At 71.1% G+C, this 13,870-nt stretch carries 11 protein-coding genes; 2 read left to right on the forward strand and 9 right to left on the reverse strand.

Annotated features, from left to right (window positions below):
* Positions 1-2: 2 nt before the first annotated feature.
* Positions 3-515 carry an ECF-type sigma factor gene (locus AC5WRL_RS02725; RefSeq protein ID WP_496086596.1) on the reverse strand — a complete coding sequence of 171 codons (513 nt, stop codon included), beginning with the start codon at positions 513-515 and terminating at the stop codon, positions 3-5.
* A 146-nt stretch (positions 516-661) separates the two neighbouring features.
* Positions 662-814, reverse strand: a complete 153-nt coding sequence (locus AC5WRL_RS02730) for a hypothetical protein (protein ID WP_496086597.1) — start codon at positions 812-814, stop codon at positions 662-664.
* A 487-nt stretch (positions 815-1,301) separates the two neighbouring features.
* Between AC5WRL_RS02730 and AC5WRL_RS02735 the strand changes: the two genes are divergently transcribed.
* A complete protein-coding gene (locus tag AC5WRL_RS02735; protein WP_496086598.1) occupies positions 1,302-4,451 on the forward strand; it encodes an NACHT domain-containing protein in 3,150 nt (1,049 codons plus the stop codon).
* A 101-nt stretch (positions 4,452-4,552) separates the two neighbouring features.
* The gene (locus AC5WRL_RS02740) at positions 4,553-5,836 is read left to right on the forward strand and encodes a glycosyltransferase 87 family protein (RefSeq protein ID WP_496086599.1); all 1,284 of its coding nucleotides are present in this window, start codon (positions 4,553-4,555) and stop codon (positions 5,834-5,836) included.
* Here AC5WRL_RS02740 and AC5WRL_RS02745 read toward each other — a convergent pair.
* The 7 genes from AC5WRL_RS02745 to AC5WRL_RS02775 form a co-directional block, all read right to left on the reverse strand.
* A complete protein-coding gene (locus AC5WRL_RS02745) occupies positions 5,769-7,004 on the reverse strand; it encodes an acyltransferase family protein (protein WP_496086600.1) in 1,236 nt (411 codons plus the stop codon). The two genes, AC5WRL_RS02740 and AC5WRL_RS02745, sit on opposite strands and share 68 nt — an antisense overlap.
* 74 nt (positions 7,005-7,078) lie before the next feature.
* Positions 7,079-8,359 (reverse strand): SGNH/GDSL hydrolase family protein, encoded by a 1,281-nt coding sequence (locus AC5WRL_RS02750; RefSeq protein WP_496086601.1) that lies wholly within the window; start codon positions 8,357-8,359, stop codon positions 7,079-7,081.
* The gene (locus tag AC5WRL_RS02755) at positions 8,356-9,693 is read right to left on the reverse strand and encodes an SGNH/GDSL hydrolase family protein (RefSeq protein ID WP_496086602.1); all 1,338 of its coding nucleotides are present in this window, start codon (positions 9,691-9,693) and stop codon (positions 8,356-8,358) included. Before AC5WRL_RS02755 ends, AC5WRL_RS02750 begins: the two co-directional genes overlap by 4 nt.
* Positions 9,690-11,306: a GMC family oxidoreductase gene (locus tag AC5WRL_RS02760; RefSeq protein WP_496086603.1), complete on the reverse strand. Its 1,617-nt coding sequence runs from the start codon at positions 11,304-11,306 to the stop codon at positions 9,690-9,692. The genes AC5WRL_RS02755 and AC5WRL_RS02760 overlap by 4 nt, the downstream gene beginning before the upstream one ends.
* Positions 11,299-12,051 carry a 4'-phosphopantetheinyl transferase family protein gene (locus AC5WRL_RS02765; protein ID WP_496086604.1) on the reverse strand — a complete coding sequence of 251 codons (753 nt, stop codon included), beginning with the start codon at positions 12,049-12,051 and terminating at the stop codon, positions 11,299-11,301. Before AC5WRL_RS02765 ends, AC5WRL_RS02760 begins: the two co-directional genes overlap by 8 nt.
* Entirely contained in the window at positions 12,048-12,812 is a 765-nt protein-coding gene (locus tag AC5WRL_RS02770; RefSeq protein WP_496086605.1) for a thioesterase II family protein, read from the reverse strand. The genes AC5WRL_RS02765 and AC5WRL_RS02770 overlap by 4 nt, the downstream gene beginning before the upstream one ends.
* 1 nt (position 12,813) lies before the next feature.
* The gene (locus tag AC5WRL_RS02775) at positions 12,814-13,824 is read right to left on the reverse strand and encodes a R2-like ligand-binding oxidase (RefSeq protein ID WP_496086606.1); all 1,011 of its coding nucleotides are present in this window, start codon (positions 13,822-13,824) and stop codon (positions 12,814-12,816) included.
* Positions 13,825-13,870 lie beyond the last annotated feature (46 nt).

Below are 13,870 nucleotides of genomic sequence, written 5' to 3' on the forward strand. Positions count from 1 at the left end.
GCCTATCCGAGAACTTCGGCGCGCGTTGTCGTCGGGATGTCGGCGCCACGCAGCGCCTGGCTCAGCGTGGTGGTGAAGGGCGGCCGTAGGTCCCGCTGGTCCATCCGGCGTTTGACGGCGTCCCGCGACCAGCGCCTGCTCAACGTCTTTGCGCTCATCCCCAGGGCGTCGGCGATCTCCACATTGCTCAGCCCGTCGAGCCGGGCCTTGCGTACGGCGGCGGCCTCCAGATCGTCCCGGGGTAACCCCGCGGAGCGCAGCTGTTTGAGCAGTTCCCTCGTCGCCTCGGGCCCAGGGCTGAGCGCCAGGGCCTCGATGAGATGGGCATGCCCGGTGAAGTCGGCCGCGACGGCGGCGGCGTAACCGTCCTCCACTTCCTCGGCCTTCGGTGTGTCGACGGCGCTGCGTACGCGGTAAGCCGCGTCCCGGCAGCGCTTGTCGCAGTACTCCTTGGGGCGGCCGGAGCGGTTCGGTGTCACGTTCAGGTGGCACTTCGGGTTCTTGCAGTGGGTCATGATGCCTCGGGTGGGCAGGGCGGGCCGCGCGGCGGCCCACCGGTTCCGTCGTCGTGGTGGCGCCGGCGGCGAAGAGACGCCGGGTCGGCACCCGGGCCGGGCGGGCCACACTCCGCATGACCCGCCGGCCGGTCGGTTGGGCCGGATCAGCCGATGCGGATGCGGTGATAACGCAGCTGGGAACCCCGGGCGGCGGCCAGCGCGATGAGCGCGGCCACCGCGTCCAGCGGATCGGGCCCGCTCCACAGCAGCACCAGGGGCAGCGCGACCACGGCGATCAGCGCGGCGGCGGGCACCATGACGGCGGTTTCACAACGAGGGGTGGTTTCGGGGGCGGGGACCTGCGGAATGCTACGGTCACCACGCCGGTCCAACTGGCCCGTTAACGGGGACACTAAGGCCGACGGTACACGTTCGGGAGACATCGTCCTCCTAGATGCGTGGTTTGCACAGTCGAAGGGGAGCCCGGGCTGGTTGGCCGCCTACCGGGCCCCTTCGCGTGCCTGGACGCTACCTGTTCAACCGTACGAGACGCCAGCACTACCAGACGTAATCACCATCATCGCGCTGGAGGGGCGGCGAAAAGCCTCAGTAATATGCCACTGGCGGTCAAAAACGGTCAGGCTGACAGGCGTTCCGATGAAGAACCTTCGCTGACCCACGCACGTCCCTGCTGCGCTGGCGCCCGAGCCGCTCCATCCGATAATGGCCCTCTGCCGGTTCGCGGCTCGCTCGCCGTGACCGCCAACCGGGGCACAGGCGCCCCGGACCGTGGAGGGTGAACCTGTGGACGCAGCGGCAACGGTGGGACTACGCCTCGGCTCGGCGGCAGTCGCGCCACTGATCAAAAAACTCTTCCGAACCGAACCGGCGGGCGCCGGACTGGTGGGCAAACCGGTGCGGCTGGGGTCGCTGGTCGCGGTGGGCGGCGAGAAGCAGAGCCTGACGCGGCGTGAACTGGAGAAGCTGGTACGGGAGCTGGTGGACCGGGCGGTGCGGGCGGCCGGCCCGCATGACGAGCCCGCACGAGGGGAACACGAGTTTGTTGTCTGGGCGCTGACCGATACTCTCGTTGGCCTCGGTGAGCTGGAGATGGACGATGTACAAGCTGTGGGCCTCGGCCCCGAAGGTCTCGCCGAGGCTCTACTGGTCCGCCGTCGACTCGGATTATCGCGAGACGCGGAACTGTTCCACGATCGACTGTTGCGCCTGGCTTGCCTGCACATCATTGACTTCTTCACGAAGCGCTCCACCTTCGTAGCCCGCACCCTGGTCGAGCAGACCAGGAAGACCGAACAACTCGTGCGGGCCCTTGACCTGCTGGTGGATCGGCTGCCCACCAAGCACACCGAGGACGCCGAATTCGAGGAGCGATATCGGCGGCACATCGTCACCAAGCACGGCCGGCTCACCATCTTCGGCATCGACCTGGACGACGAATGGCCGCTGGATGACGCGTATCTGAGCCTGGAAACGACCGACAGCGAGTTCTATGGAGTGACCGAGGGGCCGGACAGCGACGTCATGCGCCGTTCCGCCCCGCCCCGTCGCGCGGAACGGGCACCGGCCGGGCTGGATCGCGTGCTGCTGCGGGGCGTTGCCGGGGCGGGGAAGACCACCCTGGTGCAGTGGCTCGCCGTCACCACCGCCGAACACCGGCCGACGGACCACCTGATCCACCTCTACGGACGGGTGCCATTCGTCCTTCCCCTCCGTACCCTGACCCGCGCTGGTAACGAACTACCCGCACCCCGCGACTTCCTGAGCACGATCGGCTGCCCGCACACGCCGCCCACCGGCTGGGCGGAGCGGGTGCTGTCCACCGAGCGCGCGTTGCTGCTGATCGACGGCATCGACGAAGTCCCGGAACCGCGCCGCGACGCCACCCGCCGCTGGCTGCGGGAGCTGCTCCGGGAGTTCCCCGGCAATGTCTGCCTGGTGACGGGTCGGCCCTCAGCAGTCGGAGAGGACTGGCTGGCGGCGGACGGCTTCCGCGAGTTGTCGCTCTCGCCCATGAACCGGGAGGACGTGGCGGCCTTCATCAAACGCTGGCACCACGCGGCCGACGCGGGCCAGGAGCGGGCCGAAGCACTGCTGACCGCCGTCCGAAGTCGCCAGGACCTCGGCCGACTGGCTACCAACCCCCTGATGTGCGGCATGATCTGTGCCCTCCATCGAGCGAGCCATGGGTATCTGCCGCGCGGGCGGGAGGAGTTGTACGAGGCGGCGTTGCGGATGCTGCTGGAACGGCGGGACCGGCAACGGAGCATCGACCAGGGCATGCAGATGGATGCCAGGTCGCAGACACTGCTCCTGGAACGACTGGCCTACTGGCTGATCCGCAACGGCCAGCACCAGATGGAACGCGCGGACGCCATCGACCTGATCGACCAGGTCCTGCCCACCATGCACCGGGATGCGGCGCAGGGATCGGCAGAAGACATCTACCGACACCTGCTCAACCGCTCCGGCCTGCTGCGCGAACCAGCCGAGGGAGTCGTCGACTTTGTCCACCGCACCTTCCAGGACTACCTGGCCGCCCGCGCGGCCGTCGAAAACCGCGACTTCCCGCTTCTGGTGCGCAACGCGCACCTGGACCAGTGGGAGGACGTCATCCGAATGGCCGTGGCCCATGGCCGGCCGGAGGAACGTAAGCGACTGCTGAGGCAACTGATCAAGCGCGGCGACACCGTGCGCAAACACCGAGTCCGGCTGCACCTGCTCGCCATGGCGTGCCTGGAGCATGCGACACAGCTGGACCCAGAAGTTCGACACCAGGTGGAGCGCCGGGCCGCCGCGCTGATTCCACCGAGGACGGTCGGTGAGGCCATGGCGTTGGGCGCGGTTGGAGATGTGGTGCTGGAACTACTGCCGGGGCCTGATGGGTTGACCGAGGACGAGGCGCAGGCAGTGGCGTACGCGGCTACTGCGGTGCGCACTGATGCGGCCCTGCCAAAGCTCGCTGAATTTCGCACGCACCCCTCCCCGGCGGTGAGAAACGCCGTGGTGTCCAATTGGGGTGCATTTGACTGCGATCGATTCGAAGCGGAGATTCTCTCCGGGCTTTCACTCGACGGTGGGCCGCATCTCAGAGCGGAAACGCTGAATGAACTGACGGCACTTAAGAGGATGCGGGATCATCCATACCTGGCCTTGTTCGGCGATTTTTCAGAGGAGGAGATAGTCGAGGCGTTGGGGACGAAGACGTTGAAAGAATTATCGCTCAGCAGCAGTCGAATCAAGAGCCTAGGATTCCTGCGGATTTTCCGCTCCATTGAACGCCTCTCCTTGATCGACGGACCGACGATTCATGATCTGACGCCGCTGGCGAACCTTTCGCTGCGGCAACTGCTGTTGCGCCAGCTACCCAAACTGCGGGACCTCCGATGTCTGAACATGCTCCCCCACCTGCGGATTCTTTATGTGGGAGACGGCCTGACCGTCCCACGCCTCGATGCCCTGCCGACCAGCGTTCCGCTCACCGATCTGGGTGTGCCGCCGACCGTCACCGACCTCACCGGGATCGGTGTCTGGCAGGAGCTCGATACGCTGCGGATCCTTGATTCGGAGGACAACATCCCCAACATCCTGTCTCCGGAGAGCCTGGCGGCCATCGCCGAATTGCCGGTGCTGACCCGATTGATCATCGCGCCGGAGACGGTGCGGGCATTCCGTGAAGTCCGCATCCAGCTGCCCGAGGTCAGCTATCTGCATCTCACACAATCCCAGGAGGCTCCAAATCTTCGGGACGTGGCTGCCGTACTCCCCGGTCTGCGCAGCTTGCGCGTGTCCTGCCTTCCTCCTGACCTGGACCCTGCCCCACTGATGGAACTTCAGGAACTGCACACCGTGTATATGCAGGGCAGCGCCCGCATCGCCAATCCTGAACGCCTGTCACAGGTCACCGTGCATCAGGCGCTGGAGTCCCGCTACTAGCGGAGTGCTGATACAGCAAAAGAGTGACGCCGGTTATCGACTCAACGAGACTCACCTTCGCCCGCCAGTCAGTGCCACCCCACCGCCCTAGGGTGGCGCGCGTGATTTCCGTTGTGAGTGGGGTTTCGGAATCGCGGTCGGCCGCACTGCGCGGGGCCGCCCCGCTGCTGGTCGCGATCGGCTGTGTCCTCTCCTTCGCCGGCAGCGCGCTCGCCCAGGTGGGTCTGGGGCTGCCGATAGGGGATCTCGACGTGTACCGCGCCGAGGGCTGGGCCGTGCGCAATGGCGGCGACCTCTACGATCTCTCGGTCACTTCCCATGCGCTCCAGGCCACCTATCCGCCGTTCGCCGCGCTGCTCTTTGTGCCGTTGACCCTGCTTGGCGTTGAGGCCATGCGGGTCGTGGTCTGTCTGGCGAACTTCGTTCTCGTCATCGTCCTCGCCCAGCTGTCCCTCCGGCTGGCCGGGGTCCGGCCCGCCGGGGCCTGGCGGTGGGCCGCGCCGCTCGCCATTGGCGCCGTCGCCGTGTGGTGCGAGCCGGTGTGGGCGACCATCCGATACGGGCAGATCAATCTGCTGCTCGTCGTCCTCGTGCTGTGGGATCTGACCCGGCCCGCCCATCATCGGCTGGCCGGGGTCGCCATCGGGATCGCCGCCGGGATCAAGCTCACGCCCGCCATTTTCGCCGTGCTGCTCACCGCGGCCGGGGTCATCGTTCTCGTCCGGCGGCGGGAGGGCGCCTTCCTCGTCATCGCCACCCGGGCCTGGGCCGCCTTCGCCGGCACCATCGCCATCGGCGCGCTCGTGCTGCCCCGTGAGTCGTGGCGGTACTGGACGGACCTGGTGCTGGCCGATGACCGGGTCGGGGCGGCCGAGGCGTCGGCCAATCAGTCGTTGCGCGGGGTGCTCGCCCGGCTGCTCCACACCGGTGAACTCCCCGCCTGGTGGCTGCCGGTGGCGGCCGGTGTCTGCTGTGCCGGGCTCGCCGTCGCCGTCGCCGCGCTGCTGGCCGGGGAACGGGCCTGGGCCGTGGTCGGCTGCGCGGTTACGGCGCTGCTGGTCAGCCCCGTCTCGTGGTCGCATCACTGGGTGTGGGCGGTGCCGGTGGTGGTGCTGCTCGGTGCGGAGGCCGGCCGGCGGCGTTCCCGCTCGTGGTGGGCGGCGACCTGTGCGGCCGTCCTGCTCTTCTGTTCGTACGTCAGCTGGCTGCTGCCGCACGACGAGACCCGGCCCGAGCTGCATCTCTCCCTGGGTCAGCAGCTTCTGGCCGCCTCCTACCCGCCGGTCGGTGTCGCGGTGCTGGCCGCCACCGCCGTGCTCACAGCACGGCCCGGAACCCGGGCAGTCTCCGCAGCCGTTCCGCGAGCGGAAAGCTCAGTGAGATAGCCGCCGCCGTCACCAGCACCCACGCGGTCAGCGGCGCCGGGTCCAGCGGCGCGAGGGCGAACTGCAACGCCACCACGATCGGCAGATGCACGATGTACACCGTGAACGCCGAACCGGCCAGTGAGCCGAGCACCGGGCCTTCGCCGCCCAGCCGTTCCCGGAACAGGATCAGCAGACCCAGGCACAGCGCCGTGCACAGGAACGTCTCGTACCCCGCCCACAGCGCGGCCTGCACCGTCAGTCCGCCCGTTCCGTACCAGAAGGCCCCGGTGCCGCCCGCCGCGAACAGCAGCAGCGAACCGGCCACGCCACCCGCCAGCCACACATAGCCGGTACGGGCCGGGATCGCCGTGAGCCAGCCGTGCCGGTGGGCGAGGATGCCGGCGGCGAAGAACGCCGCGTACTGCGCCAGCCGGGCCGGTTCGGTCTGGATGAACTCCGCCACCGGCACCCACTCGTCCAGCGGGTACCACACCCGGATCACGAAGGTGGCGACGGCGACGGCGAGCGTGAAGTACACCAGCGTGCGGTGGCCCGGTACGGCCGGCACGCGGGCTTCGCGGTCCCGGCGACGCAGCCGGCGCACGGCCCCCGCCGCCTTCCGGGCCAGCACGTACAGCAGGCAGTAGACCAGCAGGTTCTGAATGAACCACAGGTGCCCGAACTGGAGGTCCGGCCAGATGGGGCCGGTCCAGTCGGCCGGGCGTTCGCCGAGGCCGAGAAAGACGTCCGCGTAGTAGCGCGGGAAGGAGAGCGCGGGCTGGTCGCGGTAGACGAGGTAGTACCCGTACAGCAGCACCGGGATGATGGTGACGGTGCCGGCCAGGAACGGGATGCCCAGCCGGCGCAGCCGCCCGCGCACGAAGGACCAGGTGCCCCGGCGGTCCACCGAGGCGGGGACGAAGCAGGCGGAGACGAAGAAGAACAGAGCCATGAAGAACGTGCCGTTGAGGGTGGAGAACGCGGCGAGCGCGTCGCTGCCGCGCTGGTCCGCCACGTACCACCAGTCGGCCGGACCGTACGCCTGGGCCGCGTGGTGGGCGATCACCAGCATGATGAGGGCGACCCGCAGGTTGTCCAGATACGCCGTCCGCCGCCGGGGCTCGTGGTGCTCCCCGAGCGGCGGACGGGTGGGCGTGGGCCGGGTGAGCGGCCTGGTCGTGTCCATGTATCTCAGGCTAGGAATTCCGGTGGCTCACCGTCATGATGCTGGCTACCGGGCCCTACTGTGCTACTCCGCAGTCAGCTGAGGGTGCACTCCTTACGTTCGCTCATATGTGCGCCGACCTGCGGTCCCACCGACAGACAGCCCAGATCGAGGGCCTCGGCCAGCGCGCGGTACCCGGCGTCGTTCGGATGCAGCCCGTCACCGGAGGCGTAGGCGGGGTTCAGCCGCAGCGGGTCCGCCGGGTTCTGCCACACCGCGTCCGCGTCCAGGATTCCGTCGAAGCCGCTCTCGTCCCTGATCCAGGCGTTGAGCGTCTGCCGGACGGCCTCACCGGCCGCGGTCCACTCGGCGGCGTCCCGGAACGGCGGCAGGGTGGCGCCGATGATCCGCAGGCCGCGCGCGTGGGCGCGGTCGATCACGGTGCGGTAGGCGGCGATGATCTCGGCGGCGGTGGGCGCGTCGTCGGGGAAGTACGCGGCGCCCAGGATGTCGTTGAGCCCTTCGAGCCAGATGATGTCGCGGACTCCGGGCTGGGTGAGGACGTCCTGCTCGAAGCGGCCGAGGGCGCCGACGCTGCCGTACTCGGTGTCGTTGATGACCTGGTTGGCGCCGATCCCGGTGTTGAGGACGCCCACCTGGCCGCCGAGCCGGCGGGCCAGCACGCTGGGGTACGAGCGGGCGGCGTCCAGGGTGGAGCCGACGCCGTCGGTGAGGGAGTCGCCGAAGGTGACCACGGAGCCGGGGTCCCCGGCGGTGGCGACCTCCAGGCCGCTGACGAAGAAGAACGAGGTGAGGGTGGTGGGGAAGGCAGCCGCTGTCGCATCGTTCCTGTGGTCGCCGGGCTCCGATACGTACACGGTGCGGTTGGCCAGCCGGTGCCAGGTGGTGGGCCCGGTCGGTTCATCGACATACAGGCTGGCGATGACGTCGGTGTCGGGGCGTACCGCGAAGGCCACCGGGTCGCTGGTGATCTCGGTACCGGGGGCGAGGGTGACGGACGCCGCGCCGCCGAAGGTGACCGGGACGCTGCTCCCGGGGGCGATGCCGCCGGTCCCGCGCGGCAGGGCGACCGACAGCGCGTCGATGGTCAGCGGGCCGCTGCCGTACACATTGGACAGCCGCACCCGTATCCGGTCCCCGCCCCGGCTGACCCGGAGCGGCTGACGGATCGTCCGGTCCTCGAAGCCGGCAGCCGACACCCCCGTACTGAAGGGCACGGTCGGCGCGGCTGACCAACTGCCGGTCCACGCCGTACGCGCCGCCGGATCGGTGGCGGCGGCGTGCGCGCCGGTGGTCAGTGGCGCCAGCAGGGCGAACAGGGCCAGGGCGAGTGGTGCGGCTCTGCGGATTCTCATCGTCGGCCTCCGGAATCGGTCATGGGCAGGGGAGTGCAGTCCCGGCGCTCCCCGGTGGGTTCGGCGGTGTCGGCGGCGGCCTGGGGTCCCACCGACAGGCAGCTCAGGTCGATGGCGTCGGCCAGTGCCCGGTAGCCCGCGTCGTTCGGGTGCAGCCGGTCGCCGGTGTCGTAGCCGGGGTTCAGGGCGGCCGGGTCGGCCGGGTCGCGCCACAGCCGGTCCAGGTCGATGACCCCGTCGAAGTCGCTCTCCTCCCGGATCCACCGGTTGAGGGTCTGGCGCATCGCCTCGCGCTCCTCGGTGAACTCCGGCACGCCCCGGAACGGACCCAGCGTCCCGCCGATGATCCGCAGCCCGTGCGCGTGGGCGCGCTCGGTGAGGTCCCGGTACGCGGCGATGACCTCGTCGGCGGTGGGCGCCTCGTCGGGGAAGTAGTGGGCGCCGAGGATGTCATTGATGCCCTGAATGAAGATCACATCGCGGACTCCGGGCTGCTCCAGCACATCCCGGTCGAAGCGGCCGAGGGCGCCGACGCTGCCGTACTCGGTGTCGTTGATGACCTGGTTGGCGCCGATCCCGGCGTTGAGCACCCCCACCCGGCCGCCGAGCCGGCGGGCCAGCACGCTGGGGTACGAGCGGGCGGCGTCCCGGGTTGAGCCGACCCCGTCCGTGTGCGAGGCGCCGATCGTCACCACGGAGCCGGTGTCCCCGGCGGTGGCGACCTCCAGACCGGTGACGAAGAAGTACGAGGTGAGGGTGGTCGGGAACGCCTCCGCCGTCACCGCTTCCGTGTGGTCGCCGGGTTCGGACACGTACACGGTGCGGTTGGCGAGCCGGTGCCAGGTGGTGGGCCCGGTCGGTTCGTCGACATACAGGCTCGCGATGACGTCGGTGTCGGGGCGTACCGCGAACGCCACCGGATCGCTGAGCGCCTCGCCGCCCGCCGGGATCGTCACGGACGCGGCGCCGCCGAAGGTGACCGGGACGCTGCTTCCGGGCACGATCGCGCCGTTGCCGCCCGGCAGCGCCAGCGACAGCGCGTCGATGGTCAGCGGGCGGCTGCCGTACACATGGGACAGCCGCAGCCGTACCACCGCCCCGCCCCGGGTCGCCCGCAGTGGCTGCCGGATCGTCTGATCAGCGAAGCCCTCCGCCGAGACGCCGGTGCTGAACGGGACAGCGGGCGCCGTCGCCCAGCTGCCGGTCCAGCCGCCGCCAGGGGTCGCGGGCCCGGCGGCCTGCGCGGTCCCGGCGGCCGGCGGGGCCATCAGCGCGGCGAGCAGCGCGCCCACCGCCGCCCCGGCCGCCCCGGCCCGTGCCCTGGGTAATCTCATGTCGCCGTCTCCATCTCCCGGCGCCGCACCGGGCGGCTGCCGATCAGCTGCGCGGCGCGCAGCCCGACCACGATGGACGGCGCGCACGTATGGCCCCGGATGATGTGCGGGATGACCGAGGCGTCCGCGATCCGCAGCCCCTCCACCCCGCGCACCCGCAGTTCCGGGTCGACGACCGAGGCCGGGTCCCGGCCCATCCGGCAGGTCGCCACCGGGTGGTACAGCGAGTGCGAGCACGCCGCCACCACGTCCTCCGGGTCGGTCACCCCGGCGGCCGGTTGCAGACTCCCGGCGGCGTACCGGGCCAGCGCCGGGGCGGCCAGCACCCGCTCGCTCCACCGCGCCCCCGCCACCAGCGCCGCCCGGTCCGCCCCGTGCGGATCGCTCAGATAGCGCGGGTCGATCAGCGGGGCACGGTCCGGATCGGGGGAGGCCAGCCGCACCTCGCCCCTGCTGTGCGGCTGGAGCAGCACCGCCCCCACCGAGAACGCGTGCCGGTCGCCCAGCGTCAGCCCCTCGTCGAGATAGGGACCGGGCGCGAACAGCAGCTCCAGATCGGGCAGCGGCAGCGACGGATCGCTGCGCGCGAAGGTGTACGCCTCGCCGAGGTTGGAGGTCAGCTTGCCCCGGCGGTACCGGCCGTAGCGCACCATCTCCCGCGCCGAGGCCGCGTCGTACAGGCTGACCGGCTCCCGGCAGGCCATCACCCGCATGGTCACCAGATGGTCCGCCAGATTCCGCCCCACCTCGGAGCGGTTGGCCACCACCGGAATGCCGAACCGTCGCAGTTCCCTGGCCGGGCCGATCCCGGACAGCTTCAGCAACTGCGGGGTGTTGACCGCGCCGCCGCACAGCACCACCTCGGCGCGGGCCGCCGATGTCACCGGCGCGCCCTCGCGCAGATACTCGACGCCCACCGCGCGCCGCCCCGCGAATAGCACCCGGCGGGCGGCGGCCCCGGTGCGCACGGTCAGGTTGGGCCGTCCGGCGGCCGGGCGCAGAAAGGCGTCGGCGGTGCTGAACCGGGCGCCTTCGCGCTGCGTGACGGCCGTCAGCCCGCCGTGCTCGGCGGTCGCGTACCCGTCCACCGACGCCTCCGTGAGGCCGGCCTCCTGACAGGCCGCCAGAAAGGCCGCGGTCAGCGGGTTCGGGTCGCGCTGCATCCGCACCGGCATCGGTCCGCCGCCGGTCCCGCGGCCCGCCGTCAGCGGATCCTCGCGGTCCTCCAGCGACTCGAAGCACCGGGTGACGGCCTCCCGCCCCCAGCCGGGGCCGGCCAGCCGCCCCCAGGTGTCGTAGTCCTCGGGGAAGCCACGCACCCACATCATGGCGTTGACGGAGGAGGAGCCGCCCAGGGTGCGTCCGGCCGGCCAGTAGATCGGCCGGCCGCCGAGCGCGGGCTGCGGCACGGTCCGCCGGGCCCAGTCGTACGGGCCGCCGAACAGCGACAGATAGGCGGCCGGCACCCGGATCGCCTGGTCGCCGTCGACCGGGCCGGCCTCCAGCAGCAGGACGGTACGGGCCGGGTCGGCGCTCAGCCGCTCCGCCAGCGGCGCCCCCGAAGCACCCGCACCGACAATGATGTAGTCGTATGCGTCGTCTGGTTCATTCATGGTGGGACACCCCTTCCGGTCGGGTCGCGGCCACCGCGCCCGGCGTCCACGACCAGGTGCGCAGCCGGGTCAGCGGACCGCGTACGGTCACGGCTCCCGCGTAGCCGGCGGGCAGCGCCAGCCGCCGCACCCGCCATGCCGCGCGGTGCCGGCCGCCGGAGAAGATCGCGGCGTCGGCGGTGGCCTCGGCGAACCGGACCTCGAAGCGGTCCAGCGGCCGGGCCAGGCCCACGCCCAGCGCCTTCACATAGCTCTCCTTGCACGTCCAGTACGCCCAGAACGGCACCCCGGCCCGTACCGCCGCCGCCTCCGCCGGGGCGAACAGGCGCTCGGCCAGCGCCGTACGGTCCGCGCCGGTGCTCCGCTCGATGTCCACCCCGACCGGCCCCGGCGCGGCAACGGCCAGCAGCGCCGCCCCGGCGGTGTGGGAGAGGCTGAACGACAGCCGCGCGTCCGCCAGATACGGCTTGCCGTACCGTCCGGCGCTGAACCGCAGCCCCGCCGGGTCGCGGTCCAGATAGCGGCCCAGGATGTCCCGCAGCGCGGTGTGCGCCACGGTGAACGCCGTACGGTCGCGGTCGCGGGACATCGCGGCGGCCCTGGCCCGTTCCCCGGCGTCCAGCAGCGGCGGCAGGCCGGGCGCCGGGTCCGTGCCGGGCAGCCCGATGTGCCACACGTCCACCGTGCCCGTGACCAGGCCCGTACGGTAGGGAGCGCGGGTCGCGGCCGGCGCCGGCCCGCTCACCGGGCCCCCTCCAGCGCCGCCCCGATCGGCCCCAGGACCGACGCCGGATCCTCGTACGGGAAGAAGTGCCCGCCCGGCACCACCCGCAGCGCGAACGACGCGCTCGTGTGCCGCTCCCACGGCCGCACCCAGCGCACCGGCACATTGCTGTCCAGCGACCCGGCGAACGCCGTCAGCGGCACCGGCAGCGCCGGCTCCGACCGGTGCTCGTACGTCAGATTGACGGCGATGTCCGCCCGCAGCAGCGGCACCATCAGCTCGGTGAACGCCGGCTTGGTCAGGATGTGTTCGGGGATTCCGCCCAGCGAGTGCAGAAAGCGCAGAAAGTCCGGCGCCGGCAGCTCGTGCACCGGCCGGCCCGGCGCCCGTACCTGCGGCGCCACCCGGCCCGACACGAACAGCGCCACCGGCAGCCCGCCGCCACGCCGCCGCAGCTCGTGGGTGAACGCGTACGCCAGCAGCGCGCCCATGCTGTGCCCGAACACCGCGAACGGCCCCGTGAGCACCGGCAGCAGCACCTCGGCCGCCGCGCTCACCAGCGTCCGCGCGTCGCGCAGCGGCGGCTCCCGGAACCGGCTCTCACGGCCCGGCGGCTGCACCGGGCACAGCGCCGTGCCCGGCGGCAGCGCGCCCCGCCAGGCGTGGAAGACCGAGGCTCCCGCCCCGGCGTGCGGAAAGCACACCAGCGGCAGCGCCCCGCGCGGCGGCGGGCCGCCCGGCAGCCAGTCGGCGGCCGTGCCGACCGAGGTGGTGGCGTCCACGTCAGCCCGCCACCCGGCTCTCGCCGGCCGCCCCGCCGGCCGCCCCGTCGAACGGCAGGGCCAGCGCGCGGCGCTCCTCGTCGGCGATCTCCTCCTCCAGATCCTCCGAGACGGTGTCCCGCCGCAGCCCGCCCGAACTCTCCGACAGCGCCGACTCGATGGCGTGCAGCCGCCGTCCCGCGCACTCGGTGGCGTACTCCAGCAGATCCCGCATCACCAGCCCGAACAGCTCCGCCGGATAGTCCCGGGTGGCGTGCTGGATCTGCCGGATGGCGTGCGGCAGCAGCTCCCGCATCCGCCGGGTGACGATCCCCCAGTTGTCCGGATCGGCCGCCACCAGCCGGCGGCAGGTGTACGTGCCCCACGCCATGTGCCGCCGCTCGTCGTCCCTGATCCGGGCGATCATCTGCCGCATGCCGGGGAAGATGTTCAGCTCGGTGCAGATCCGGGTCCAGGCGAAGTACCCGGTCAGCGCGAGCACCCCCTCCACCACATGGTTGTAGGTGACCGAGGCCCGCACCTGGTTCTGCGGGGTCGGCTCGTGCCGCAGCCGGTCCAGCGACTCGGGCAGCGCGTCGAAGAAGATCCGCCGGTAGCCCGGATTGTCGGCGACCAGACCGTTCAGGTCCTCGTGCAGCCCGACCGCGTCCAGCCACAGCCGGAACACCTCGGTGTGCTTGGCCTCCTCGTAGCAGAACTGGGTCAGATACATCTCGTCCGCCAGCCGGCCCTCGTTCGACATCGCGGCCATGAACGGCTGGAGATCGTGCGTGACGGCCTCCTCGCCCGCCAGGAACATCGCGCACAGCCCGGTGAACGCCTCCCGTGACACATCGTCGAGCCGCGCCCAGTCCTCGGCGTCACGCGAGAAGTCCAGATCGGCCGGGTTCCACGCCTTGGCATGCCCCTTGCGGAACAGCCGCAGCGGCAGGGACTCGAAGTCCAGCCCACCGGAGGCCAGCGCCGAGAAGTCCTTGCGCTGGGGCTGCCGTACGTCGTACGCGGTCATCATGGGTCCTTCCTGCTGGGGGGAGAGGGGACGGGAGGGGAAAGGAGGT

The sequence above is a fragment of the Streptomyces sp. NTD107 genome (assembly GCF_059510435.1).